The following is a 25616-nucleotide window of genomic DNA, read 5'->3' as shown; positions in this document are numbered from 1 at the left end:
ACGCGCACGGGGCCGATGTCCCTGGCCTCGCGCGCGCAGGCCGCCATGGCGTCGCCCGGCCCGGCCGCGAGCCCCGGCCCGGCGAACGCCGCCAGCGCCGCCGCCGCCAGGGCTGCAAGCCACCCGCCCCTCTGGAAGCCGCGCCCCCCGCGTGCTAAATGCACGCCCGTGCGGTCCCGTAGCTCAGCCGGATAGAGCGGCGGTTTCCTAAACCGTAGGTCGGATGTTCGAGTCATCCCGGGATCGCCAGTTTCTCGGCATTGCTGCCCTGTTTCGCGCGCCGCCGCAACGGCGGCGGCTGGATCAGAGGTAGCTCAGCCACCAGTCGTGGCGTCGGGACTTCAGGTCCGCGAAGCGGCGGCACAACGGGTACATCAGGGCGAGCACCGCGAGCCAGACGGCGTAGACGCCCGGCAGGCCGAGGCCGTAGCCCGGCGGCTTGGGCGGCACGAACGCGCCGATCAGCCAGCCCGTCTCGCCCACCGTGAGCCATGCCATCGCCACGGCGAGCAGGTGGATCACCGGCAGGTGGACGACGTAGAACAGGAACGGCACGCGCCCGAACATGGTGAGCGTGTCCGCCAGCCGGCCGCGCGCCCCCTCGCTCAGCGCCAGCAGGATGAAGGCCGGCCCCAGCGTCATCGCCAGATAGAGCAGCGAGGGCGGGTATTTCTCGCAGTCGAGGAAGGACAAAGCCGTTTGCAGCGCCGTGTCGCCGTGACGCCAGGGCTGCGGGTCGCCATAGAGATTGCTCGCCCGCAGCGCCACGAAGCCGGCCAGCAGCGCCGCCCCCGCGCCGAGCAGGAGGGCCCTCCGGCGGGCCGGATCGGCCTTGAAGACGGGGCCGACGGCATAGCCCAGCGCCATCACCCCCGGCCACGGCACGAGCGGATAGACGACGAGCAGCTCGACGCCCGGAGCGAGTTGCAGCTTTCCCGGAACGTGCAGCAGCGTCCACGCGAAGGCGAGCGGCCCTAGCGCCTCCGGCCGGATGCCGTCGAGCAGGTTATGGCCGGCGATCAGCGCCACGGCGACCGCCGCCACGGCGGCGCGCGGCAGGTGGACGAGCCCGGCCAGCACGATCATCGACACGCCGATCGCCCACATCACCTGCGCGACGAATAGCCCGCTCGTCAGCGTCAGGTTCCAGCCGAAATTCACGAAGGTGAACTCGACGAAGACGATCCACAGCCCGCGCGTGAGCAGGAAGCGGCTGACCTCGCCCGGGGCGCGGCCATGCGACCCGTAGAGGAAGGCGGAGACGCCGGCGAGCATGATGAAGGTCGGCGCGCAGAAATGCGTCGCCCAGCGCGTCAGGAACAAAGCCGCGTCGGTGACGTCGCGGGGGTTCTGGCCGCTCGCCCCGAAGAAGTCGCGCGTGTGGTCGAGCGCCATCAGCACGATGGCGAGGCCGCGCACCATGTCGATGCTGGTCAGCCGCGCATGCGCGGTCGCGGCCGGCGCGGCGGTGGAGGACAGGGGCGACGCAGCGTCCATGGGCACGCCTCCGGGTGCGCCCCGTCGCGTGAGGCCGGGGCGCAAATATAGCGTGCAACCCCGCAACTCCGCCCGCCATGCGTCAGATCAAACCGCCGGCCGGCGCGCGGCGCTAGCCCCGCGCCTGCTCCACCTGCTGCATCAGCTCGGCGATGCGGATGTTGCCCGCCTGCACGCGGCGGGCCAGCTCGCGCATCACGGAGAGCGCGATGCTCGGCATGTCGCAGGCCAGCGAGAGGAAGTTCTCGCGCGGGATCTGCATCACCTCCAGCCGCGTCGCGGCGCGGATGGTGGCGGAGCGCGGCTCGCCGAGGATGACGCCCATGTCGCCGACCAGCGCGTTCTTGCCGAGCTGCGCGATGACCCGCCCGCCCGACGCGTTCTGCAGCAGCACGTCGGCCTCGCCCTCCAGGATGATGTAGGCGCTATCCGACACCTGGCCCTGGGTGAACAGGTCGCGGCCCGGCAGCACGGTCAGCCGCATCGAGGTGAAGGCGATCAGCTTCAGCCGTGCCGTCTCGACGTCGCGGAACATGGGAATGGACTGGAGCGACTGGATTTCGGATTCAATGCCCATCTGTCGAAACGTCCTCAGGCGATCTGCGAAACGGGCTCGGCGGGCAGCGGCGCGCCGGCGGAGAAGGAGACGAGGCGCTGGCCGGAGAACACGGCGCGCGCGTCGAAGCCGCGCGCCATCTGCTCGGAGCGCGTCACCAGGATCAGCGTACGGCCGGCCATGCGGGCGCGGATGCGGGCGACGATCTCCTGCATCTCCGCCTCGCTGCCGCCCAGCGTCACCTCGTTCAGCACCAGCACGTCGGGCGACTTGACGATGTCGCGGGCGACGCTGATGGCGGCGCGCTGGTAGGGCGATAGCAGCTTGCCGGCATAGCCGGCCGGCGAGTCGAGGCCGACGCGCAGGATCGCCAGCTCCAGCCCGAAGCGCGCGCTGGTGTCGCGGATCGCCGCCATCACCTCCGCGCCGGCGCCCGCCGCGCCGAAGGAGATGCGCCCGAACAGCAGATTGTCCTGGATCGAGGCGAGGCTGCAGTAATGCTCGGGATCGTAGAACTCGATTTCCTTGGAGCCGCGCGCGGTGAGCGCACGCATGAGGTCGCGCCGCGCCGCGACGATGCGCGCCTCCAGCTCGCCGTCGACGAGGTCGAGGCGGTGGCGCGACTCGATATAGGGCAGAGCCACGCCCAGCAGCGCGCGGCGGTCGGCCGCCGCCTGCTCGCCCGAGCCGCCGCCGGCCCGCGCCAGGATGTCGCGGAACACCGGCAGGTCCTCGGAGGCGATGAACGAGAACCGCTCGAACAGGATGCTTCCCGGCGGCAGGTCGGAGAAGATTTCAACCGTGATCTCCGCGATCTTCCGCCCGATGTCGACGAAGCGGTCGATCAGCCCGCCGGCGGCCAGCAGCGGCGCCATCTCCGGGCCGGTGACGAGGTCGAGCACGGTGCGCTTGCCGCGCGGCACGCCGAACAGCAGGTTCTCGCCGAGCGTGGCGTTGCGGTTGTAGAGCTGCGGGTCGAAGCTCTCGACGAACTCCGCCGCGCCGCGCGCCGCCAGCACCTCGCGCACCACCGGCCGCGCCCGCGCGATGGCGTCCGGCAGATCCGGGTAGCGGGCCGCGTCGATGGGGGCGTTGAGGCCCATCTGGTAGATGCCGTCGGCGAGCCCCACGCATTCCAGCGCCTCGACGAGCCGGCGGTCGAGGTCCTCGGCGTCCCTCGCCCCGGCGGCCTCGAAGTCGATCCACGCCTCGTCGTCCTCCGTCGGCCGCTCCGGACGGCGCTGGTTGAGCGCGTAGAGCAGGTTGGCGCGGATGGTGGCGTTGAAGATGATCGGGTTGCGGTCGACGAAGCCGAGGCGGCGGCCGCGCTCGCGCAGGGGAGCGAGCGCCATGGTGTGCCCGGCGATCTGCACCTGCCCGGCGTAGCGGGTGATCTGCGCGCCGATGGCGCGGGCGACGAGGTCGGCGGCGTCGCCGCCCTGGGCCAGGAACACGGCGTGGCAGGGCAGGTTGAGGCTCAGCGTCGTCGGCTCCAGCAGCACGGCGTTGCGGGCGTCGACGACCTGCAACTGCTTGACGTCCAGAGTGCCGGAGAGCAGGCGGATCTCGTCGTCGCCCTCCAGCGGCACGGGCGGGGACTCCGCCGTGAACTGCTCGACGACCTGCTCGTACTTGATGTCGACGTCCATGCGCTGCTGGTCCCAGTCGATCAGCTCCTTCACGGGCGGCGGCAGGTCGCGATAGGCAGCGATGACGGCGACGAGCTGGCCGATGTCGAGCGAGCCGGTCAGCGCGTAGTAGCCGCCCACCAGGTAGAACAGGAACGGCGTGATCTGGGCGAGGAAGTTGTTGAGAAACTTGACGACGAACTTGCGATTGTAGAGCGCGAAACGGATCTGGTAGAGCGTCTCCAGCCGCCGGTCGATGCGATACTGCTCGTAGGCGACGGCCCCGGCGTCCTGCACCGCGGCGATGCTGTCGACCACCTCGCCCACCGCGCCGGCCAGCGCGCGCGACTGCAACTGGCGCTGCTTGCCGAGCCGCAGCTGCTCGCGGCGCAGCTTGGGGATCACCAGCGCCTGCACCAGCACGATGCCGCCGGCGATGAGGCCGAGCGGCACGCTCTGGAGCAGGATGAACGCCATCGCCGTCAGCGCCTGCCCGCCGAGAAACACGGGCTGGATGAAGGCGTCGCCGACGAAGCCGCCGACCGGCTCCACCTCGTCCTTGATCATCGTCGCGGCCTCGGAGGCCTTGACGTTGCGGAACTGCTCGGGCGTGAAGCGCACCAGCTGGGCGAACAGGTCGGAGCGCATGCGCTGCAGCACGCGCTCGCCCAGCGCGCCCTTGCGCACGTTGATGACGTATTTGAACGCGCCGTTGACGATCACCAGCAGCAGGAACAATCCGCTCAGCGCGAACAGATACTGCATGCGCGTCATGTCGACGCCCGAGAACAGCACCGTCTCGCCGCCGCCGAGGAAGGCGGGCAGCGACAGCTTCCAGACCAGCACCGTCTTCGTCGGCGCGGCCCCGTAGGCGCGGCCCTGGATGGCGTCGTTGACGATGGTTCGCGGCAGGTCGAGCGACAGGAAATAGAACACCATCGACACCAGCACGATGGCCAGGATGACCAGCTGCTCGCGGGCGCTGTGGCGCCAGATGTACCGGAAGAGGTTCTTCTCCATCAGGCTCGGTCCCGCGCGTCGGCCCGGTCCGGGCCCGCCAGAATGGTCAAGAGGGACGCGTCTGTCCAGACGGCCCCGCGGATGAACCGGCGGCGGTTCTAGTGGGCCAGCAGCAGCGGCACGCGCGTGCCGGTGATGACCTTGGCGGTGGCGGCGCCGAGCCCCAGGAAGCTCATCAGCCCCTGCTCGCCATACGCCCCCATCACGGTGAAGCCCGTCCCGGTCTCGAAGGCGTAGTTGACGACCGCCCGCCCGCGGCCGCGCGAGGTGACCCCGCCGGGGTCGACGCCGGCGGCCTCCGCCGCGATGCCGTGGCGCGACAGGTAGGAGACCAGCGCGCCGGTGGGGGCGCGGCTCGTCTCGCGGCCGAACGACACCACCCGCACGCGGCGGGCGCGGCGCAGCAGCGGCAGAGCCGCCCCGACCGCCCGCGCCGCCTGCGCGGAGCCGTTCCAGACGATCAGCCCGTCTTCCATCCAGCGCGGCGACACGGTCGGCGGAACGACGAGGATCGGCCGCCCGCTCTCGAACACGAGCCCGTTGACGTAGCCGGGCTCCGGCCGCGCCACATCCGACCCGGGCCGCGCCACCACGGCGATGTCGCTGACCCGCGCGTTCGCGACAAGCACCCCGGTCTCCTCGCCGTTGACGTCATGGAACACGGCGTCGTCGCCGGCCGTGTTGCGCTCGGCCCAGACGCGCGCCGCGTGCTCGGCCCGTTCGTCGAGGTCGCCCGCCCATTGCTCGTCGAACACCGCCGGTCCCTCGGCCAGTCCGAAGGCGGTGGGGAGGTAGGCCCCGCGGTCGCGGACGTGGAACGCCTTGCAGTAGCCGCCCAGCACGGACCGCAGCTGAAGCGCCGTCTCGACGACCTGGGCCGTCAGCGGCCCCCCGTCGGCGGCGGCAAGAACGACAAGCGACATGGATGCCCCCATCCGCCGGCGGCGGGAAGGGACGCGAGGGAAAAAGGGGGAGCGCCCCCGCCCTGAGCGCCGGACCGCGCGGCTGGCGCATGATGGCGTTGCGCAAAGCTGAGCGCAACAAGCTAAATGCTTGAAGGCAATGCCCAACCCGACGGATCGCCCGGCGGCCCGCCGCGAATGGCAAGCGGCCGACCGCGGCGCTCGCGGGCGGATGGCCGCGCTTGGCGTTCGCGGGCTCTGCCCGCCTGTCCCCGGGATGCCGGAGCCTTTGGCGGAGGCAGGCCCGGGGCCCAGCGCATGGATGTTGCCGCGAAGCGGCGCTTTATCAGCCTTTTCACAAGGACGCGCTGCGCGCGACATCGTGCGCTGGGTCCCGGCTCCGGTTCCGCTTCGCTGCACCGGTCCGGGAACGGGGCGGCCCGCAGGGCCGCGGCTCGAGGCGGACGCGTGTCCGGGTCACGTTCCCGAACAACTGGAGCACTGCCCCAAGGGCGGGATTCGCCCGCCAAGCCCAAAGGGCGGACGAAAGTCCGCCCGTCCCCGGAACCCCGCAGCGCGAGCGGAGGGGTGTCCGGGGTCCAGCGCATGGATGGTGCCGCGAAGCGGCGCCTTATCCGCCTTTTCCATCAGGACGCGCTGCGCGCGACATATTGCGCTGGGTCCCGGCTCCGGTTCCGCTTCGCTGCACCGGTCCGGGAACGGGGCGGACTGGCGTCCGCATTTTGCGCTTCTCTGCGGCGTGCAGGGGACTGGAGCGGGCTCTGCCTGCACCCCCCAAGCGGCCTCAGGCCTGCGGAACGCCGCGCTTGGCCTTGGGCTTGCCCCTCACGGTGGACTGCACCGCGTCGAGCGTCGCAGAGACCGGGTTGGGGAAGTGCTCGTAGGTCGCGCCCGTGGCGGCGTCGACGCCCATGCCGACCAACCCGCCGACCAGCACGTTGCCGGCAAAGCCGGCCGCGCCGGCTCCCGCGACCCGCGTCGCGACCGGCACCTGCGCCGGCTTGTACCCCTCCAGGCTGAACGTCGCGACGAACTCGCTCTTGCGCGGCACCTCGATCGTGCACGGCGTCGTGCAGCCATGGCCGATCGACGTCTTGACTTCCGCGCCGCTCGGCTCGGAGGTGAAAGTGACCTGATTGGTGGTGCCGCGCGTCACCGTCGCACATCCGGCCAGCGCCAGCGCCAGTCCCATCGCCGCCGCCAGGCCCATATTCCGCATCATCTCGATCGCCTCTTCCCGTGGGAACCTTCGGAACAGTCCCACGCGCGCCCGGCCGCGCGCCACGGACCGGCGGTTGCACCGGACACGATGACACGAACGTGGCGTGCGCCACGCCCACGCTCGTGCTTGTATGGGCGGCGGGTGAAGGGCGGTTCCCGCAACACCGCCCCATGACGGGAGACGCCGCGATGAAGCGGACACTGCTGGCGCTCGCCTTGCTGGCGGAAGCCGGGTCGGCCGCCGCGCAGGGCCGGCCGGACACGCTGACCATGACCTGCCGCGACGCGCAGGCTCTGGTGAACCGAAGCGGCGCGCTGGTGCTCGGCACCGGGCCCTTCGTGTACGACCGCTATGTCGCCAACCAGACCTATTGCTCGCAGGGCGAGATGGCGCAGCCCGACTGGCTGCGCACCCGCGACAGCTCGGCCTGCATGGTCGGCTATCTGTGCAAGCCGGTCAGCCGTCGGCCGTTCTGAGGGGTTTCGTCGCGAGGCCGAACCCGCCTCTCAGCGCGCCGCCTGGCTGGCCGCCGCATCCAGCATGCGCCGCACGGCGGCGGCGAGCTCGCTCTGCCCGAACGGCTTGCGCAGCAGGATCGTGCCGGGGCCGAGCACGGTGGAGAGCGCGGCCGTGTCGGCATAGCCGGTGGCGAGGATGATCGGCAGCGTGGCGTCCTCCTGCCGCACGATGCGCGCGACTTCCGCGCCGGTCATGCCCGGCATGGCGAAGTCCAGCACCACGAGGTCCGGCCGCCGCTTGCGCAGCAGCGCCAGCCCGGACGGCCCGTCCTCGGCCTCCTCCGGCCGGTAGCCGAGTTCGGTCAGCGATTCGACGAGCCAGGCGCGCACGTCGTGGTCGTCGTCGATCACCAGCACGCGCGCGCCGTCGCCGGCTTCGGCGGAAGTCGGCTCGGTCCGCGCCGGCGGCGGCTCGGCCGGCGCGCCCTGGGCCGCGACGGGCAGGATCAGCGACACGGTGGTGCCGCGCCCGGGCCGGGTGTCGATGCGCGCCGTGCCGCCCGCCTGCCGCGCCAGCCCGTAGACCTGGCTGAGCCCCAGGCCCGTGCCCTTGCCGACGCCCTTGGTGGTGAAGAACGGATCGAAGGCGCGCGCCGCGACCTCGGCCGTCATGCCCGCGCCGGTGTCGGCGACGCGCAGCTCGAGATAGTCGCCCGGCTTCAGCTCGGGATCGTCGGCGACGCGGCACAGCGCGGTCGAAATGGTCAGCGCGCCGCCCTCCGGCATGGCGTCGCGGGCGTTGATGGCGAGGTTGAGCAGCGCCAGCTCGAGCTGCGTCGCGTCGGCCAGCACCGCGACGCCGGGCGCGGCGATGTCGGCGCGGATGACGATCATCGGCCCGAGAGTCTGGGCCAGCAGGTCGCGCATGCCGCCGACCAGCTCCGAGACCACCACCGGGCGCAGCTCCAGCCGCTGGATGCGGGAGAAGGCCAGCAATTGCGCGGTGAGGCGCGTGCCGCGCTCCACCGCCTGCAGGCCGTTGTCCGCCCAGCGGCGCACCCGCGTCGCCTCGCCGGCCTGGCGGCGGATCAGTTCGAGCTGGCCGGACACCGCCTGCAGCAGGTTGTTGAAGTCGTGCGCGATGCCGCCGGTGAGCTGGCCCACTGCCTCCATCTTCTGCGACTGGCGCAGCGCCGCCTGGGCGCGCTCCAGCTCCTCGGTGGCGATCTTCTCGGCGGTGACGTCGCGCGCCACGCCGTGGATCAGGCCGTTGCCCTCGGTCGCCGTCCAGGCGAGCCAGCGCCAGGAGCCGTCGCGGCCGCGGCAGCGCGCCTCGAAGCGGTCCGAGCCCCCCGGCCGCTCCATGCCGTCGACGCGCTCGCGGGTGCGCGCCGCGTCGGCGGGGTCGAAGAAGTCGTAGAGCGAGGCGCCGACCAGCTCGCCCTCGCTCCAGCCGAGCGTCGCCGTCCACGCCGGATTGGCCGCGACGATGACGCCGTCCGGCCGGTGCACCACCATCAGGTCGGTGGAGAGCCGCCACAGACGGTCGCGGTCGGCGGTGCGCTCGTCGACCCGCCGCTGCAGCGCCGCGTTGGCCTCGTGCAGCGCCCGCTGCGCCTCGCGCAGATCCTCCTCGCGGCGCAGGATGAGGGCGGAGGCGTCGGCGAGCGCGTCGCCCACCGCGTCGGCCTCGCGCAGCCCGGTGGCGATCGGCGTCACCGTGTCGCCCTCGCCCAGCTCGCGCGCGGCGCGGGTGAGCCGCTCCAGGGGGCGCTCGACGAAGCGCGCGAAGAACCCGGCCAGCAGGATGGACAGCGCCAGCGCGGCGGCCGCCCACGCGCCGAGGATGGAGGCGAGCTGGCGGCGCGGCGCGTCGATGACCTCCTGCGGCACGCCGACGGCGATGCGCCAGCCGGTCAGCGGGGAGCGGGTGAAGGCGCTCACCGTCGTCGTGCCCTCCAGCGTCACGCCCATCCAGGCGCCGCGGTCGCCTTTCGCCGTGCTCTCGCGCATCGAGGGCGTCGCCTCGCTGCCGAGGAAGCGCTCGTGCAGGCGGTTGCGCGCGACGATGCGGTCGCGCTTGTCGACAATGGCGACGGTCCACTCCGGCGAGGGGGCCTGGGCGATGAGGATGTCGGCGAGGCGGGCGGGGTCGAGCGCGATGTTGAGCGAGTAGCGCACCTCGCCGCCGATCACGACCGGCGCGGCGATCAGCACCAGCTTGAGGCCGGTGGCCGCGCCGACATAGAGGTCCGACACGACGATCCGCTGGGTCGCGAACACCTCGCGGTCGACGCCGAGCACCACCGGGTCGCGCGACACCGGCAGCTTCGTGCCGAACGGCAGGCCGGTGTTGATGACCTGCTGGGCCGAGCGCTCGCGCATCGCCACGAAGCTGCCGCGGAACTGCAGCACGCGCCGCGCCTGCGCGTCGAAGGCGGCGAGGTTGCCGTCCTGCAGCGCCGGCGAGGTGGCCAGCGCCTCCAGCGCCGCCTGCAGCGCGACGATCTCGCGGTCCACGGCGGTCGAGACCTGCTGGGACAGGGCGAGCGCCTGGGCGCGGTGGCGGCCCTGCTCGTCGGCGGTGTAGCGCACCGCCAGCCAGGCGATGAACAGCACGGCGGGCATCAACGCCGCCGTGACCAGCATCACGAGCCGGGCGCGCGTCGACAATCCGGGCGGCTTCACTCGCGCAACCAAAGTCTCGTCTCGTGATCGAAAAACCCGGCGCGACTAAAGCACGCGGGCGCGCGCCGGAAAACGCAATTCCGCGTCGGGCGGGGGGCCGTCGGCCGCCGAATCGCTGCGAGGCTGCGCTTCGCCCCGCGACGTGTTAATGTTTGAAGATTGAATCGGGGCCGCCGGGCGGGTAAGCCGGCGCGGCGGACGCAACCCGGCGGAGATGCATGATCAACGTACCGGCACTCGCGAGGCTGATCGGCGGCGTCGCCATCGTCGCGCCGATCGTGGTCGCGGCCAGCTACTACCTGCGACAGGACGGGGCCGCGCAGCCCGAGAAGGCCACGCCGCCGTCGGCCGCCGCGCCGGCCCGCGCGCCGCAGGCCGTCGTCGTCGCGCCGATGCCGGCCAAGTCCCCCGCATCGACCTCCGTTGCGCCCTCCGCCACCGCCTCGCTCCAGAAGCCCGAGAAGCCCGCGCCGCGCGCGATCCCCGCCCCGCTCGCTCCGTCGCCCGGCCCGGTGCCGGCCGCCGCCAGCGCCTATGACCAGACGCCCTCGGTTCTGCCGCCGGCCCGGCCCTCGGCCAAGCTGGAGATCGTCAAGCCGTCGCGCTCGGCGGAGGCGCAGCCGCCGCTGCTGACGCGCGAGGCGGTCGACGTCGCTTCGGCGGGCGACGACGCGCCGGCCGTGATCGACCGCGGCTCGGCCCGCGGCTCGGCCGGCTGCCAGCGCTACAAGAGCTACGACGCCGCGACGCAGACCTACCGCACGTTCGACGGCAAGGTCCGGGAGTGCAAGACGCGCTGAGCCGCGCCGCGCACGAAAAAGCGCCGGAGACAGGCCCCGGCGCCGGAAAATGATCTCCCCTCGGCAGTGAACGCCGGGCGCGCTCAGCCGCGCAGCATCAGCACGCCGATGGCGGCGGCGTCGAGGGCGCGGGTCTGCTCGGGGGCGATGCCGTCCGCGATCCAGCCGAGCTGGCGCTCGATGTCGTCGGTCATGACGCCGCCGTTGCGGGCGAGGCAGCGGGCGATGCGGCGGTCGACGATGGAGTCGTCGATGGCGCGCAGGACCGCCGAGAATCGCGCGGCGAGGCGCGACAGCAGCGAGCCGGCGTCGGAAGCGGAAGCGACGGACGTCGCGGAATAAGTCAGGGTGGTCATTGGTGTAATCCCCAAGTCGAGAGTTGTCGTTTCTTGCGCCCGTCGCGCCCGGTGGCGTTTCGGGGAGACCGGACCGGGACGAGAACCGCCGCTCGGGTTCGATCTCTTGCGGCAAGTCTAGTTCTTTTCGCAGTTGCGAAACACTTAAGACGCGTATTTTTGCGTCGCAGCATCGCCGGTGGCGAGATTTCAGGCCACTGTGACTGTTTCCGCGTCGTTATGCGTCGGGATCGGGCGGAATCGGCAGGAAGTCGCCTCCCGCAGCGGCTGGGGGTGACCAATTCGACGCCAAACCGCCGTTCAGCCACTTCGCCGTTTTCGGCACGAAACGGCTCGAAAATCGCCCTTCAACTCAGCCTTGCACAGAAAGCATGGCGGAAAACGCCCGAAACGGGTGCGTTCGCAACCAATTTCCGGCTCCGGCGATTCATGGTGCGTCGCACAAGATTTCGCGGTGCGGCGCGGCGCGGCGGAACCGTGGCGGCGCGCCGGCGTTGACCCGCATCACGCGAGAGGGATGAAGCCTTGAAATCTGTCCTGCGACAGCCGGGTCGGCGCCGCCCCGGCCTGATGGCCGTTTCCACGCTGGCGCTGGCCGGCTGGCTTGCCGGCGTGTCGGGCGCGAGCGCCCAGTACCGCATCCAGACCGGCGACGTGCTGGAGATCGCCGTGGCGGGCGTTCCCGAGCTGCGCCAGCGCGTGCCGGTGAGCGTCGACGGCGAAATCTCCTATCCGCTCATCGGCCAGCTCAAGGTGGCGGGGATGCCGCTGACCGAGGCGCGCGACACGCTGCGCACCATTCTCCCCACCCGCATCTACCAGCAGCGCACGCCGGAAGGGCGGACCGTCTCGGTGCAGATCATCTCCGAGGAGGTGACGGTCAGCATCGTCGAGTACCGCCCCATCTATCTGCGCGGCGACGTCGCCAAGCCCGGCGAACAGACCTTCCGCCCCGGACTGACGGTGCGCCAGGCCATCGCGCTGGCCGGCGGCTTCGACATCATGCGCTTCCGCATGAGCAATCCCTTCCTCGAGGCGGCGGACCTGCGCTCCGAATACGACTCGCTGTGGCTCGACTTCGCCAAGGGCCAGACGCGCATCGCGCGCCTGCAGGCGGAGCTGGACGGGCGGACGGAGATGCCCAAGTCCGTCGGCCTGGAAGCCCCGATCCCCGAAAAGGTCGCCGAGCAGATCGCCGAGATCGAGGCCGAGCAGCTGCGCGTGCGCACCGGCGACGTGTCGAAGGAAAAGGCGTTCCTGGAGGCGACCAAGAAGCAGGCCGAGGAGCAGGTGAACCTGCTGGCGGACCGGCAGGACAAGGAAGCCGAGGGCGTCGAGGCCGACCGCCGCGAGGCCGACCGGGTGCGCGACCTGCTGGCCAAGGGCACGGTGCCGATGATGCGGATGACCGAAGCGCGGCGCAACAGCCTGCTCTCGGCGACCCAGTGGTTGCAGACCACCGTCCAGCGCAGCCAGAGCGAGCGGCAGGTCGAGGAAATCGGCCGCCAGATCGCCAAGGTCGACGACCAGCGGCGGCTCGACATCCTCACCGAGGTGCAGGACGTCAACGTCAAGCTGGCGGCGACGCGCTCGCGGCTGGAGGCTGTGGCCGAGAAGCTGCTCTACACCGGCGCGATCAAGTCGCAGCTCGTGCGCGGCAAGGGCGAGGCGCCCGACGTCGTGCTCTACCGCAAGGACCAGGACGGCCAGAGCCAGAAATTGCAGGCCGACGAGAGCACCGAACTGCAACCGGGGGATGTGATCGACGTCGCCCTGCCGATGGCTCCGGTCGAGGCGATGCGCGCGCAGTAGCGAGCCGTCGACAATAAAGCCCAAATAAAAACGGACGACCCGGAGGCCCGGGTCGTCCGTTTTCGTTGGCGACGTCGATGGCCCCCGGCCGATCGGCCAGGAGCCATGACGTCAGCTCAGGCAGACCCGAGCGCGGATCAGGGAGCGGTGGCGTTCGCGCCCGCGACGGCCGTGCCGACGTTCGTGAAGGTGGTGTTCAGGTTGTCGCGCAGAGCCTGCATCGACACGATGAGGCCGACGCCGATGATGGCGGCGATGAGGCCGTACTCGATGGCGGTGGCGCCGGACTCGTTGCGGATGAAGCGCTTGATCATGGACGTCATGGGTGTAGCTCCTGTCTTTGGACCGCCGGGGCTGCTGGCCTGATGTTCATCTGTTTGCCAGCCCCGTGTGCAAGAGCTTTAGCCCCCAATTATTACCGAGAGTTGTACAACCACATTACTACACTAACGAGCCCTGGAATCAGAGTTTACGGCCGGTTGACGGGAAAGATTAATGTCTTCCTGCGCCGATGCTGTCCCCTCTTCTGCACGCGGGGACAGCCCGCCGGCTTGGGCTCAATCGCTCTCGGGAGCCGGCGTTTAGCGGGAGCTCTACAGTGTCTCGTGCTCCGCGCGGGCGGCCATGCCGCGGCGGATCCAGCCGATGCCGGCGACCAGCAGCCCGGCCGCCGCGACCGCCCCCAGCACCCAGCGCGCCGAGGCCGGCCAAGCCCACACCAGCAGGCCCCACACGACCAGGGTGACGACGGCGGCGACGGCCAGCATCGTCCAGCCGCCCGGGCGCTCGTCCCGCAGGCTGACGGCGATGCGCCACACCACGCCGGTGACGAAGGCGGCGGCCATCACCAGCGTCAGCACGAACGCGCCCGACAGCGGGCTCGCCAGGATGGTGCCGCCGACGAGCACGTAGAGCAGCCCCGGCGCGAGATCGGTGACGAAGTCGCGCCACTCGCGCCCGAACACGGCGTGCAGCCCCTCCGCGCCGCCGGCCACCAGCATCAGCACGCCGATCAGCACCATGTTGTCGGCCGGCGAGAGGAACGCCCGCCACACGCACACCAGCGCCAGCACGATCAGCGTCGCGCCCAGGCCCATCGGCCACCACGGATTGCGTTCCGCCATCCCGTCCGCCATGCGAGGCTCCTTCTCGATATTCCCGGCGCAGCATGGCCCCGCCGGCGCGCGCTGGCCAGCCCCGGCGCGCAAGGGGCGAGGGGGATAACGCGAGGAGCGAGGCCCTACGGCTCGCCCGGCGCCTTGGCGGTGATCGCCAAGGCGTGGACGCGGCCGGCCAGCTCCTCGGCGAGCAGGGCGTTGACCATGCGGTGGCGGTCGACCCGGCTCTTGCCCGCGAACGCCGCCGACACTACGTTGACGCTGAAGTGGGTTTCGCCTCCCTCCCGCCATCCGGCGTGGCCATGGTGACGTTCGGAATCGTCCACCACGGAGAGGGAAAGCGGCGCGAGCGCCTCGCCGAGTTTGCGGGTTATCGCGGCCTTCACGGACATGGGGTCACCTTTTCGGATCGGAGCCGGACGCGGCTATGCGTCGTCGTCGCGGCTGAGGCGTTCTTGTCTTCGGGCCCTTGCGGCCCGACCTCGGGGACTCATAATGCGGCGGTCATGAATCTCAACTCGCGACTCTTCGACAAAATCCGCTCCCGGCCGCGCCGGGCCGCCGCCGGCGTCGCGCCGGACGCGCCGGACGCGCCGGGTTGCGAGCATCCCGGCTGCGCCGCGCTCGGGGAGCATCGCGCGCCGAAGGGGCGCGGGCAGGAAGGCCAGTATTTCCGCTTCTGCCTGGAGCACGTGCGCGCCTACAACCAGAGCTACAATTATTTCAACGGCATGAGCGACGCGGCCATCGCCGCCTACCAGAAGGAGGCGGTGATCGGCCATCGCCCGACCTGGCAGATGGGGACGGCAGGCGGCGGACGGCGGCCCGAGGGCCCGGCGCACGCCGGCGAAGCCTTCGTCTACGACGATCCGCTCGGCGTGTTCCGCGCCGCCGGCTTCGCCGGGCGCGCCGCCACCGAGCCGCAGCCGCCGCGCCCCAGCGTCGGCCCCGTCGCCCGCCGCGCCTACGAGACGCTGGGCCTGGAGGACACCGCGCCCCCGGCCGAGGTGAAGGCGCGCTACAAGGCGCTGGTGAAGCAGGTCCACCCCGACGCCAATGGCGGCGACCGCTCGTTCGAGGACCGCCTGCGCGACGTCATCAACGCCTACAACACGCTGAAAGCGGCCGGCCGCGCCTGAAGGCGGGAAGCGGCCGCCCCCGTCCGCGCGCGGCGCTGCATTGAGCCCGTGAGAATTGCGCGGGCGCGTGCAGTCTTTTATTGATGGCCCGGGAAGCGACGCCTCGGGTCACGCCCGGTGACCGCCGTCGCATTGGGGCCTTGGCCCCGCCGAGTCTTGAGAGGTTGCATGTCTGCGATGAATTCGCCGGTGGCCGGCCTGCCCGACAGGAAGGTGTCCGCGCGGCAGCTGTTCGGAATCGACACCGACATGGAGGTCCCCGCCTATTCCGAGCGGGACGCCCACGTGCCGGACCTCGATCCCGACTACCTGTTCGACAAGGCGACGACGCTCGCCATCCTCGCCGGGTTCGCCAAGAACCGCCGCGTCATGGTCACCGGCTATCACGGCACCGGCAAGTCGACCCATATCGAGCAGGTCGCCGCCCGGCTCAACTGGCCGTGCATCCGCATCAACCTCGACAGCCACGTCTCGCGCATCGACCTCGTCGGCAAGGACGCGATCGTGCTGAAGGACGGCAAGCAGGTGACCGAGTTCCAGGACGGCATCCTGCCCTGGGCGCTGCAAAACAACATCGCGCTGTGCTTCGACGAGTACGACGCCGGCCGCCCGGACGTGATGTTCGTGATCCAGCGCGTGCTGGAGGTCTCCGGCAAGCTGACGCTGCTGGACCAGAAGCGCGTCATCCGCCCGCACCCGGCGTTCCGCCTGTTCGCCACCGCCAACACGGTGGGCCTCGGCGACACCTCGGGCCTCTATCACGGCACGCAGCAGATCAACCAGGGCCAGATGGACCGCTGGTCGATCGTCACCACGCTGAACTACCTGCCGCACGACAAGGAAGTCGACATCGTGCTGGCCAAGGCCAAGCACTACACCGGCAAGGAAGGCCGCGACATCGTCAGCAAGATGGTGCGCGTCGCCGACCTCACCCGCAACGCCTTCATCAACGGTGACCTGTCGACCGTGATGAGCCCGCGCACGGTGATCACCTGGGCCGAGAACGCCGACATCTTCAAGGACCTCGGCTTCGCCTTCCGGCTCACCTTCCTGAACAAGTGCGACGAGCTGGAGCGGCCGCTGGTGGCGGAGTTCTACCAGCGCTGCTTCGGGCAGGAGCTGCCGGAGAGCGCCGTCAACGTCGCCCTGTCGTGACCCGGGAGACCGCGCGCGCGCGTCCGTGATGAGCAGCAACCGCAAGCCAGCCCAGCCCAAGGAGTCGCCCGTCGAGCCGTTCAAGCGGTCGGTGGCCTCGTGCCTGCGCGCCATCGCCCGCCAGCCCGAGCTGGAGGTGACCTTCGCCGCCGATCGCCCGGCCCTGACGCCGGACCGGGCGCGCCTGCCCGAGCCGCCGCGCAAGATGAACCCCGGCGACGCCGCCGTGGTGCGCGGCCACGCCGATTCCATGGCGCTCCGGCTCGCCTGCCACGACGCCGGCGTGCATCGCCGCATGGCGCCGGAGGGGCAGCAGGCCCGCGCCGTCTACGACGCCGTGGAGCAGGCGCGCGTCGAGGCCATCGGCTCGCGCCGCATGGCCGGCGTGGCCGGCAACCTCTCCGCCATGCTGGAGGACCGCTACCACCGCGGCGCCTACCACGAGATCACCGACCGCGCCGACGCCCCCATCGAGGACGCCGTGGCGATGATCGCGCGCGAGCGCATGACCGGGCTGCGCCCGCCGCGCGCCGCCCAGCGCATCGTCGATCTGTGGCGGCCGTGGATCGAGGAGAAGGCCGGCAAGGAGCTCGACCGGCTCGGCGACTCGCTGGAGGACCAGCGCAACTTCGCCCGCTCCGTGCGCGACCTTTTGGTCAGCCTCGACATGGCGCAGGACTCCAACGTCGAGGGCGACGACAGCGACGAGAGCGAGGACCAGTCCGAGCAGAGCCAGGACCAGGAATCGCAGGAGGGCGAGGCGCAGGAGCAGTCCGCCTCCGAGCGCGCCGAGGCCGAGCGCTCCGAGGACGCCACCGAGGAGATGGAGGAAGGCGCCTCCGAGACCGAGGATGGGCCCACCGGCGAGATGCCGGAGGAGAGCGAGGAGGCCGACGGCGACGAGGCCGCCGAGGCGTGGCGTCCGCCGCCCTCCAGCGCGCGCGACGCGCGCGGGCCGGACTACAAGCGCTTCACCGAGAAGTTCGACGAGATGGTCGGGGCCGAGGAGCTGTGCGACCCCGACGAGCTGACGCGCCTGCGCGCCTATCTCGACAAGCAGCTCGGCCACCTCCAGGGCGTCGTGGCGCGGCTCGCCAACCGGCTGCAGCGCCGCCTGATGGCGCAGCAGAACCGCGCCTGGGAGTTCGACCTCGAGGAAGGCACGCTCGACCCGGCGCGCCTGCCGCGCATCGTCATGGACCCCTACCAGCCGCTGTCGTTCAAGCGCGAGAAGGACACCAATTTCCGCGACACGGTGGTGACGCTTCTGCTCGACAACTCGGGCTCGATGCGCGGCCGGCCGATCACAGTGGCGGCGACCTGCGCCGACATCCTCGCCCGCACGCTGGAGCGCTGCGGCGTCAAGGTCGAGATCCTCGGCTTCACCACGCGGGCGTGGAAGGGCGGCCAGTCGCGCGAGGCGTGGCTGCAGGCCGGCAAGCCGGCCAATCCCGGCCGGCTCAACGATTTGCGCCACATCGTCTACAAGTCCGCCGACGCGCCGTGGCGGCGGGCGCGCAAGAACCTCGGCCTGATGATGCGCGAGGGCCTGCTCAAGGAGAACATCGACGGCGAGGCGCTGGACTGGGCGCACAAGCGCCTGCTGGCGCGGCCGGAGCAGCGCAAGATCCTGATGATGATCTCCGACGGCGCGCCGGTCGACGACAGCACGCTGTCGGTCAACCCGGGCAACTACCTCGAGCGGCATCTGCGCTGGATCATCGAGGACATCGAGACCCGCTCGCCGGTCGAGCTGATCGCCATCGGCATCGGCCACGACGTCACGCGCTACTACCGGCGCGCCGTCACCATCGTCGACGCCGAGGAGCTGGGCGGGGCGATGACCGAGAAGCTGGCCGAATTGTTCGACGACAAGATCACGCCCGTCCGCGCGGCGCCGGTCCGGCGCGTCGCCGGCCGGGCATGAGCCGCTTCAGCCGCCGCCGCGTCCTGGCGCTGGCCGCCGGCGGCGCGCTCTCGGCGGCGGGCTTAAGCGTCGCCATCGCGCGCAACCGGCCGCCGCACGCCATCGACGAGGTGCCCATCACGGTGCGCGCCGCGCCGTTCGAGGAGCTGGGCGTCGGCGGGCTCGGCCGCGTCGAGTTCCTCGGCGGGCTGGTGCTCACCTCCGACAGCCGCGACTTCGGCGGCCTCTCCGGCCTGTTCATGGACCCGGACGGACGCGGCCTGCTGGCGCTCTCCGACCGCGGCTACTGGGTCGCCGGCACGCTCGTCACCGAGAACGGCCGCCCCCGCGCGCTGGCCGACGCGCGCGTCGCGCCGATGCAGGGGCCGGGCGGCCGCGCTTTGCCGCGCAGCCGCCGCCGCGACACCGAGAGCCTGACCATCTGGCGCGGCATGGCCTATGTCGGCATCGAGGGCGTCCACGAGGTGCTGCGCTTCCCCATCGGCCGCGACGGGCTCGCCGCGCGCGGCGAGGTCATGCCGCTGCCGGCCGAGGTGAAGACGCTGCCAGAAAACCAGAGCTTCGAGGCGGTCGCCGTGGTGCCGCTCGGCCCGCTGGCCGGCTCCGTGATCGCCATCGCCGAGCGCTCCGACCCCGGCGACGACACGCCGACGCGCGGCTGGTTCGTCACCGGCCCGGGCGGCCGCTTCACCGTGGCGCGGCGCGGCGGCTACGACGTCACCGACGCCGCCTTCCTGCCCTCGGGCGACCTGCTGATCCTGGAGCGCCGGCTCGGCTGGCTGTCGGGCTGGGGGATGCGCATCCGCCGCGTCGAGGGCTCGGCGGTGCGCCCCGGCGCGCTGCTCGACGGCCCCACTCTGCTGGAGCTGGGCTCGCCGGCGCGCATCGACAACATGGAGGGGCTCGCCGTCCACTCCGACGCGCGCGGCGTCGTGCTGACGCTCATTTCGGACGACAATTTCTTCCTGCTGCAGAAGACCGTGCTGCTGCAGTTCCGCCTCGCCGGGACGCCGGCGGCCTGACTTCAGCGCGCGGCGGCGGGGCGGCGCAGCGATTCCACCGGCAGCACCACGTTGAGCAGCGCCCCGTAGGGGATCAGCGCCAGCAGCGCGATGGTGACCTTCACGCCGAAATCGGCCATCGCCAGGCTGGTCCACAGCGGCACCTGGAAGCCGGCGAAGTTGACGAGCCCGGACATGGCCGGGATGCCGGCGAAGGCGATGGAGAAGAACAGGGCCGTGTCGAGCGCCGAGCCGACCAGGCTGCCGGCCAGCGGCGCGTGCCACCATACGTCGCGGCGCAGCCGGTTGAACACCGTCACGTCGAGGAGCTGGCCGACCAGGAAGGCCGTGCCGGAGGCGAGCGCGATGCGCGGCGTCGCCAGCGCAATCGACAGCACGACGGCGATGACGAAGCCGACCACGACGAGGCGGCGCGCCGTGCCGACGCCGTAGCGCCGGTTGGTGAGGTCGGTGACGAGGAACGAGACCGGGTAGGTCAGCGCGCCCCAGGTCAAATAGTCCTCGAGCCCGAACCACGGGATCGGGTGCTGCACGAGCACGTTCGAGGCCACGACGATCAGCGTCATGGCCAGCACCGGCAGCGCCAGAACCCGCACCGTCGACAGCATGGGGACCTCCTGCACCGGCGCACGAGCGCCGTTCACACTCACAAGGCGCGCAAGCGCCGTCGACACCGCAACGCGCCGCGCAAACGAAAAACCCCGCCGCGAGGGCGAGGTCTTCACGTCGTTTCGGCGCGGGCCGTTCAGGCCGCGGGAGCGGCCGTCTTCTTGGCGATCTCGCGCTTCAGCTCGCGCGCGCCCTGCGACAGCTCGTCCTCGTGCGCCTTGGCGAGGAACGCGTCGAGGCCGCCGCGGTGCTCCACCGAGCGCAGCGCGTTCGCCGACACGCGCAGCCGCACCGAGCGGTCCAGCGCGTCCGACTGCAGCGTCACGTTGAACAGGTTGGGCAGGAAGCGCCGCTTCGTCTTGCGGTTGGAATGGCTGACGAGGTTGCCCGTCTGCACGCCTTTTCCGGTCAGTTCACACCGACGAGCCATCGCCGTTATCCTTCTCGTGTCCGTGGCTCCGGCTTCGTCCCCGCCGCCCGGCGGGCGACCTGCGAAACGGATGGGCCGAAACAGAGATGGCGGCCGAGGCCGCCGTCCATGAACCACGCAGCATTGAATGGTGCGTGGTCTATAGTGGAGCCCGCCCGGAGCGTCAAGCCGATGCCGAGGCGATGCGCCGCGCGCGCGCCCCTCGCGGGCGATGACGAATCTGTCACAGTGTCGCGCCTTGAAACAGTCGCTTTCCGGCCGACATTGGTTCAACCTGACCAAGCCTGCCGGCGAGCGGCGGCCCGACGAGACCAGCCCGCGCGATCATGCCTTCGCCCTTCCTCAACGGCTTCTTGCCCGGCTTCTTCCTCGCCGCCCGTGGCCGCCGCCGCGCATTGGCGCTCGGCGTCGCGTCCTTCGCGCTCGCCGTGTCCGCCGCGCGGGCGGCCGACGCGGTGGAGATCCAGTACGGCATCAGCCTCGCCAGCCTGCCCATCGGCACGGCGCAGCTCGCCGCCACCTTCAACCGCGACGCCTACAAGCTCGACGTCAAGGCGCGCATGACGGGCCTTGCCGGCATGCTCACCAGCGGCAAGGGGGCCGGCGCGGCCACCGGCAGCGCCACCGGCGGCAAGGTGTCGCCCGCCACCTACGCGCTCGTCTCCGGCGGCGGCGACAACACGGTCTCCGTGCGCATGGCGTTGAACGGAGGCTCGGTCGCCAACCTGGAGATCGAGCCGCCGCTGGAGCCGCGCCCGGACCGCGTGCCGCTGCAGGAGAGCCACACGCGCAACGTCGTCGATCCGATCAGCGCGCTCCTGATGTCGCCCCCGCCCGGCAACGGACTGCTCGACCGCGCCAATTGCGAGCGCACCATCCCGGTGTTCGACGGGGCCGGCCGGTTCGACGTCAAGCTCAGCTACTCGGCCACCCGCAAGGTCAGCGTGCCCGGCTATTCGGGCGACGTGCTCGTCTGCTCGGCGCGCTACACGCCCATCGCCGGGCACCGCGCCAGCCGCAAGGCGACGCAGTTCATGGCCGAGAACAAGGAGATGGAAGTGTGGCTCGCGCCCTTCGAGGGACCGCGCGCTTTGCTGCCCTACAAGATCTCCGTGCGCACCATGATCGGCACCGCCGTCATCGAGGCGACCAAGCTCACCGCCAGCAAGAATTGACTCCGCCGCCCCGGCAACGTGCTTAACGGCGCGACGCGATTCGGACGGGATTCGTTCGCCTTTCGCGCCGCCGCCGCGCGCGCCTGCCCCGCTTTGGGTCGCTTTCTCCGGGACCTGTTCAGATTCGGTTGACCATGACGGCGTCCCGCCATGGCACGTTCCGCGTTAAGCGGCCGGCTCGCGCCCGCCCGCCGGCGCCGGTCGGCCTGCCCTCCCGCCTTCTGCTTCGCCGTGCCCGCCGCCTTGCGGCGACGCGACGCACCACGTGCGTTCGCCGATTCGTGCCGCCTCCGTTCGCGGTTTTGTCGAAGCGTGAACGCGGAGCCGAGTCTTGTCGCGGCGGATGTCAGTGTTCCGTTAACCATGACCCGAGTCTCGCGACGTTGGCTGAGTCTTGGCCACCCGCATCGCGCCGGAATTATTTGGTCGAGGCGCGGAAAAACTTTCAGGGATTCAGGACGGGGCGCTGGTGTGATTCGGCGGGACGCGGCCTACATCTTGTAGAGAACGAACGAAGACTCAGTGCGAGTCAGCGATTCGGGCGCGATTCGTTCGCATCGCGTTCGGGTCGTGAAAGAGACGCCCGCGCGGCGTCCCGGCGTGATACAAGGGCCGCGCGGGGTCGTCGCCTCGGGCCGGGGCGGCCCGTCTGCAAGGTTCGGTCATAGTGCTTCGTATGCTTCCTCCTTCCGTCCGGTCCCGCGGCGTCACCGCGGTGCTCGGCCCCACCAACACCGGCAAGACCCACCTCGCGATCGAGCGGATGATCGGCCACAACGCCGGGCTCATCGGCCTGCCGCTGCGGCTGCTGGCGCGCGAGGTGTACCAGCGCGTCGTCGACCGGGTCGGCCCCGAGGCGGTGGCGCTCGTCACCGGCGAGGAGAAGATCAAGCCGCCGGGCGCGCGCTTCTGGGTGGCCACCGTCGAGGCGATGCCGCGCGACCTCGACGTGCCGTTCGTGGCGGTGGACGAGATCCAGCTCGCCGCCGACCGCGACCGCGGCCACGTGTTCACCGACCGGCTGCTCAACATGCGCGGGCGCGCCGAGACGCTGCTGATCGGCGCGGCCACCATGAAGCCGCTGATCGAGCAGCTGCTGCCCGGCGTCAGCGTGGTGTCGCGGCCCCGGCTCTCGACGCTGAGCTTCGCCGGCGAGAAGAAGATCACCCGCCTGCCGCGCCGCTCGGCCATCGTCGCCTTCTCGGCCGAGGAGGTCTACGCCATCGCCGAGCTGATCCGCCGCCAGCGCGGCGGCGCTGCGGTGGTGCTGGGCGCGCTGTCGCCGCGCACCCGCAACGCCCAGGTGGCGCTGTACCAGAACGGCGACGTCGACTTCCTGATCGCCACCGACGCGATCGGCATGGGGCTGAACCTCGATCTCGAGCACGTCGCCTTCGCCGCCGACCGCAAGTTCGACGGCGCCATGCACCGCCGCCTGACGCCGGCCGAGCTGGGGCAGATCGCCGGGCGCGCCGGCCGCCATCTGCGCGACGGCACGTTCGGCACCACGGGGCGCTGCGAGCCGTTCGAGCCCGAGCTGGTGACCCAGCTCGAGGACCACGTGTTCGACCCGCTGGGCGTGCTGCAATGGCGCAACCCGGACCTCGATTTCTCCAGCGTGGCGGCGCTGATCGCCTCGCTGGAGCGGCTGCCGACCGAGCCGGGGCTGACCCGCGCGCTCGCCGCCGACGATTTGCTGGCGCTGGAGATCGTCGGCCGCGAGGACGAGACGCGCGCCTTCGCCACCAGCCCGGCCGCCGTGGAGCGCCTGTGGGAAGCCTGCCAGGTGCCGGACTACCGCAAGGTGGCCCCGCAGGCTCATGCCGAGCTGGTGGGCGCGATTTACCGCCAGCTCATGCGCCACAAGCGGCTCTCCACCGACTGGTTTTCGCGCCAGGTGGCGGAGGTCGACCGCACCGACGGCGACATCGACGCGCTGTCGGCGCGCATCGCGCAGGTGCGCACATGGACCTTCGTGGCCAACCGGCCGGACTGGCTCGCCGATCCTGAGCATTGGCAGGGCGTCACCCGTCAGGTAGAGGACAGGCTGTCGGATGCGCTTCACGAGCGTCTGGCCCATCGGTTTGTGGATCGGCGCACCAGCGTGCTGCTGCGCCGTCTGAGAGAGAACGCCATGCTCGAGGCTGAAATCACGGCGGCGGGGGATGTGCTCGTCGAGGGCCACCACGTCGGTCGCCTGCAGGGGTTCCAGTTCGCCCCCGATCCGCAGGCCGGCGGCCCGGACGCCAAGGCGCTGCGCAACGCGGCGGTGAAGGCCCTGGCAGGCGAGATCGAGACGCGCGCCGCGCGGCTCTCGGGCGCCAGCGACGACCACTTCGTGCTCTCCAACGACGGCGCGCTGCGCTGGCAGGGCGAGGTGGTGGGACGGCTCGCCGCCGGCGACAAGCTGCTGGAGCCGCGCGTCCGCCTGCTGGCCGACGAGCATCTGGGCGCCGGCGCGCGGGAGCAGGCGCAGGCCCGCCTCGACCTCTGGCTCAAGGCCCATGTCGACAGACTGCTCGGCCCGCTGGTGAAGCTGGAGAACGCCGAGACGCTGAGCGGCATCGCGCGCGGCCTCGCCTTCCAGATCGCCGAGGCGCTCGGCGTGCTGGAGCGCTCGCGCGTCGCCGACGACGTCAAGGGCCTCGACCAGGACGCCCGCGCCGGGCTACGCAACATGGGCGTGCGCTTCGGCGCGTACCACCTCACCGTGCCTGCCCTGCTGAAGCCCGCGCCGCGCGGCCTCGCCGCCCAGCTCTGGGCGCTGAAGCACGGCGGCGCGGAGGTGAAGGGGCTGGACGACATCCTGCACCTCGCCGCCTCCGGCCGCACCTCGATCCCCGTCGACAAGGAAGCCCCGAAGGGCCTCTACCGCGCCGCCGGCTTCCGCGTCTGCGGCGAGCGCGCCGTGCGCGTCGACATCCTGGAACGGCTGGCCGACCTGATCCGCCCCGCCATCCACTACCGGCCCGGCGCGACGCAGGGCGAGCCGCCGCCCGGCGCGGCGGACGGCGACGGCTTCGTCGTCACCACCGCCATGACCTCGCTGTGCGGCTGCGCCGGCGAGGACTTCGCCTCCATCCTGCGCTCGCTCGGCTACGTCTCCGAGAAGCGCGCCGGCGCGGCGATCACCGTCCCGCTCGCCGCCCCCGCCGCGCCGGCGGCCGCGCCCGCCGAATCGGCCGCGCCCGCGCCCGAGGAAGCCGCGCAGCCGGCCCCGGACGGCCTGAGCTCCGAGGCCGCGCCGGAGACGGTCGAGTCGGAAGCGGTCGAGTCGGAAGCGGCCGCGCCCGAGCCGGCTTCGACGGACGAGGCCGCGCCCGAGCCGACCGCCGCCGAACCGGAACCTGCCGCCGAGGCCCCCGCGCCCGACGGGCTGAGCGCCGAGGCCGCGCCCGCCGAAGCCGTTGCGCAGGAGGCTGTTTCGCAGGAGGCGGCTCCGCAAGAGACGGCTTCGCAAGAGGCTGCTCCGGAGCCGTCGGCGACGGACGAGGCCGCGCCCGAACAGGCCGCGACCACCGGGGCCGACGAGGCGACCGCCGAGCCGGCCGAGCCGATCCTGATCGAGATCTGGCGGCAACATCGCCACCAGCCCGGCCGCCATGGCCGCGACCGCCGGCCGGGCCGCCCGCACGGCCGGCCCGAGGAGGCCGGCGAGCGCCAGGCGCGCGGTCCCCGCCGGGACGGCCGTCCGCAGGGCGACAACCGGGGCGACCGCCGCCGGGACAGGCCCCAGGGAGACAGGCCGCAGGGTGAGCGTCCCCAGGGGGAGCGTCCGCAAGGCGAGAATCCCGCCGTCGCCCGGCCGGAGCGTCCCGAAGGGGAAGCGCCGCGCCAGGATCGCGGGCCGCGCCGCGACGACCGTTTCCGCGGCGGCAAGCCCGGCCAGGGCAAGTCCGGCCAGGGTAAGCCCGGCCAGGGCAAGTTCGGAGGAGGCGGCAAGGGCGGCCCGCGCGGCGGCGAGCGCCCGGCGCGCGAATGGGGCGACCGCCCCCCGCGCGAGAAGGCGCCCGACCCCAACTCGCCCTTCGCCAAGCTGCTCGCCCTCAAGGCCGAGCTCGAGGCCAAGCAGAAGGGCTGA

Annotated in this window: 21 protein-coding genes and 1 tRNA gene; 10 read left to right on the top strand and 12 right to left on the bottom strand. The window is 71.6% G+C overall.

Annotated elements, in window-relative coordinates; translation table 11 throughout:
• The first annotated feature begins 172 nt into the window (after window positions 1–172).
• Window positions 173–249, top strand: a tRNA-Arg gene (locus tag NK718_RS10660).
• 54 nt (window positions 250–303) lie between these two features.
• Here the strand turns inward: NK718_RS10660 and NK718_RS10655 are convergent.
• The 5 genes from NK718_RS10655 to NK718_RS10635 all read right to left on the bottom strand — a co-directional run bounded on the left by NK718_RS10655 (window position 304) and on the right by NK718_RS10635 (window position 6846).
• Window positions 304–1497, bottom strand: coding sequence for an acetyltransferase domain-containing protein (locus NK718_RS10655; protein WP_254741574.1), 1194 nt, complete (start codon window positions 1495–1497; stop codon window positions 304–306).
• Window positions 1498–1609: 112 nt separating this feature from the next.
• The gene (locus tag NK718_RS10650; protein WP_254741572.1) at window positions 1610–2074 is read right to left on the bottom strand and encodes a Crp/Fnr family transcriptional regulator; all 465 of its coding nucleotides are present in this window, start codon (window positions 2072–2074) and stop codon (window positions 1610–1612) included.
• Between the two features lie 14 nt (window positions 2075–2088).
• Window positions 2089–4701: an ABC transporter transmembrane domain-containing protein gene (locus tag NK718_RS10645; protein WP_254741569.1), complete on the bottom strand. Its 2613-nt coding sequence runs from the start codon at window positions 4699–4701 to the stop codon at window positions 2089–2091.
• 98 nt (window positions 4702–4799) lie between these two features.
• Window positions 4800–5624: a putative universal stress family protein gene (locus tag NK718_RS10640; protein ID WP_254741567.1), complete on the bottom strand. Its 825-nt coding sequence runs from the start codon at window positions 5622–5624 to the stop codon at window positions 4800–4802.
• Window positions 5625–6408: 784 nt separating this feature from the next.
• A complete protein-coding gene (locus NK718_RS10635; RefSeq protein WP_254741565.1) occupies window positions 6409–6846 on the bottom strand; it encodes a translation initiation factor 2 in 438 nt (145 codons plus the stop codon).
• A 188-nt stretch (window positions 6847–7034) separates the two neighbouring features.
• Between NK718_RS10635 and NK718_RS10630 the strand changes: the two genes are divergently transcribed.
• Window positions 7035–7322 carry a hypothetical protein gene (locus NK718_RS10630; protein WP_254741563.1) on the top strand — a complete coding sequence of 96 codons (288 nt, stop codon included), beginning with the start codon at window positions 7035–7037 and terminating at the stop codon, window positions 7320–7322.
• A 30-nt stretch (window positions 7323–7352) separates the two neighbouring features.
• Here the strand turns inward: NK718_RS10630 and NK718_RS10625 are convergent, their stop codons facing one another.
• A complete protein-coding gene (locus tag NK718_RS10625) occupies window positions 7353–9977 on the bottom strand; it encodes a hybrid sensor histidine kinase/response regulator (protein WP_254741561.1) in 2625 nt (874 codons plus the stop codon).
• A gap of 233 nt (window positions 9978–10210) precedes the next feature.
• Between NK718_RS10625 and NK718_RS10620 the strand changes: the two genes are divergently transcribed.
• Window positions 10211–10792 carry a BA14K family protein gene (locus NK718_RS10620; RefSeq protein ID WP_254741559.1) on the top strand — a complete coding sequence of 194 codons (582 nt, stop codon included), beginning with the start codon at window positions 10211–10213 and terminating at the stop codon, window positions 10790–10792.
• 83 nt (window positions 10793–10875) lie between these two features.
• On the opposite strand, the gene NK718_RS10615 is transcribed toward NK718_RS10620, so the two are convergent.
• Window positions 10876–11148 (bottom strand): hypothetical protein, encoded by a 273-nt coding sequence (locus NK718_RS10615; RefSeq protein ID WP_254741557.1) that lies wholly within the window; start codon window positions 11146–11148, stop codon window positions 10876–10878.
• Window positions 11149–11718: 570 nt separating this feature from the next.
• On the opposite strand from NK718_RS10615, the gene NK718_RS10610 reads away from it, so the two are divergent.
• On the top strand, window positions 11719–12960 hold the full coding sequence (locus NK718_RS10610) for a polysaccharide biosynthesis/export family protein (protein WP_254741555.1): 1242 nt from the start codon (window positions 11719–11721) through the stop codon (window positions 12958–12960).
• Between the two features lie 137 nt (window positions 12961–13097).
• Here the strand turns inward: NK718_RS10610 and NK718_RS10605 are convergent, their stop codons facing one another.
• The 3 genes from NK718_RS10605 to NK718_RS10595 all read right to left on the bottom strand — a co-directional run bounded on the left by NK718_RS10605 (window position 13098) and on the right by NK718_RS10595 (window position 14470).
• A complete protein-coding gene (locus tag NK718_RS10605; RefSeq protein ID WP_254741553.1) occupies window positions 13098–13283 on the bottom strand; it encodes a Flp family type IVb pilin in 186 nt (61 codons plus the stop codon).
• Window positions 13284–13553: 270 nt separating this feature from the next.
• Window positions 13554–14096 carry an HdeD family acid-resistance protein gene (locus NK718_RS10600; protein WP_254741551.1) on the bottom strand — a complete coding sequence of 181 codons (543 nt, stop codon included), beginning with the start codon at window positions 14094–14096 and terminating at the stop codon, window positions 13554–13556.
• Between the two features lie 104 nt (window positions 14097–14200).
• A complete protein-coding gene (locus tag NK718_RS10595) occupies window positions 14201–14470 on the bottom strand; it encodes a BolA family protein (RefSeq protein ID WP_254741549.1) in 270 nt (89 codons plus the stop codon).
• A gap of 114 nt (window positions 14471–14584) precedes the next feature.
• Here NK718_RS10595 and NK718_RS10590 point away from each other — a divergent pair, with 114 nt between their 5' ends.
• The 4 genes from NK718_RS10590 to NK718_RS10575 all read left to right on the top strand — a co-directional run bounded on the left by NK718_RS10590 (window position 14585) and on the right by NK718_RS10575 (window position 19321).
• Complete coding sequence (locus NK718_RS10590; protein WP_254741546.1) at window positions 14585–15217, top strand: J domain-containing protein; 633 nt, start codon at window positions 14585–14587, stop codon at window positions 15215–15217.
• 177 nt (window positions 15218–15394) lie between these two features.
• The gene (cobS, locus tag NK718_RS10585) at window positions 15395–16372 is read left to right on the top strand and encodes a cobaltochelatase subunit CobS (protein ID WP_371877264.1); all 978 of its coding nucleotides are present in this window, start codon (window positions 15395–15397) and stop codon (window positions 16370–16372) included.
• 28 nt (window positions 16373–16400) lie between these two features.
• Window positions 16401–18299, top strand: coding sequence for a cobaltochelatase subunit CobT (gene cobT / locus NK718_RS10580; RefSeq protein WP_256515538.1), 1899 nt, complete (start codon window positions 16401–16403; stop codon window positions 18297–18299).
• Window positions 18296–19321 carry an esterase-like activity of phytase family protein gene (locus NK718_RS10575; RefSeq protein WP_254741537.1) on the top strand — a complete coding sequence of 342 codons (1026 nt, stop codon included), beginning with the start codon at window positions 18296–18298 and terminating at the stop codon, window positions 19319–19321. The genes cobT and NK718_RS10575 overlap by 4 nt, the downstream gene beginning before the upstream one ends.
• Before the next feature lie 2 nt (window positions 19322–19323).
• Here the strand turns inward: NK718_RS10575 and NK718_RS10570 are convergent, their stop codons facing one another.
• On the bottom strand, window positions 19324–19929 hold the full coding sequence (locus tag NK718_RS10570; RefSeq protein WP_254741535.1) for a queuosine precursor transporter: 606 nt from the start codon (window positions 19927–19929) through the stop codon (window positions 19324–19326).
• A 137-nt stretch (window positions 19930–20066) separates the two neighbouring features.
• The gene (rpmB, locus tag NK718_RS10565) at window positions 20067–20360 is read right to left on the bottom strand and encodes a 50S ribosomal protein L28 (protein WP_254741532.1); all 294 of its coding nucleotides are present in this window, start codon (window positions 20358–20360) and stop codon (window positions 20067–20069) included.
• 326 nt (window positions 20361–20686) lie between these two features.
• Here rpmB and NK718_RS10560 point away from each other — a divergent pair, with 326 nt between their 5' ends.
• Together NK718_RS10560 and NK718_RS10555 are read left to right on the top strand one after the other, a co-directional pair.
• Window positions 20687–21535 carry a DUF3108 domain-containing protein gene (locus NK718_RS10560; protein ID WP_254741530.1) on the top strand — a complete coding sequence of 283 codons (849 nt, stop codon included), beginning with the start codon at window positions 20687–20689 and terminating at the stop codon, window positions 21533–21535.
• A gap of 676 nt (window positions 21536–22211) precedes the next feature.
• Window positions 22212–25616 (top strand): helicase-related protein, encoded by a 3405-nt coding sequence (locus NK718_RS10555; RefSeq protein WP_254741528.1) that lies wholly within the window; start codon window positions 22212–22214, stop codon window positions 25614–25616.

This window comes from Alsobacter ponti (assembly GCF_024294805.1).
Classification (GTDB): Bacteria; Pseudomonadota; Alphaproteobacteria; order Rhizobiales; family Beijerinckiaceae; genus Alsobacter; species Alsobacter ponti.
This window is presented reverse-complemented; position numbering and strand designations above follow the sequence as displayed.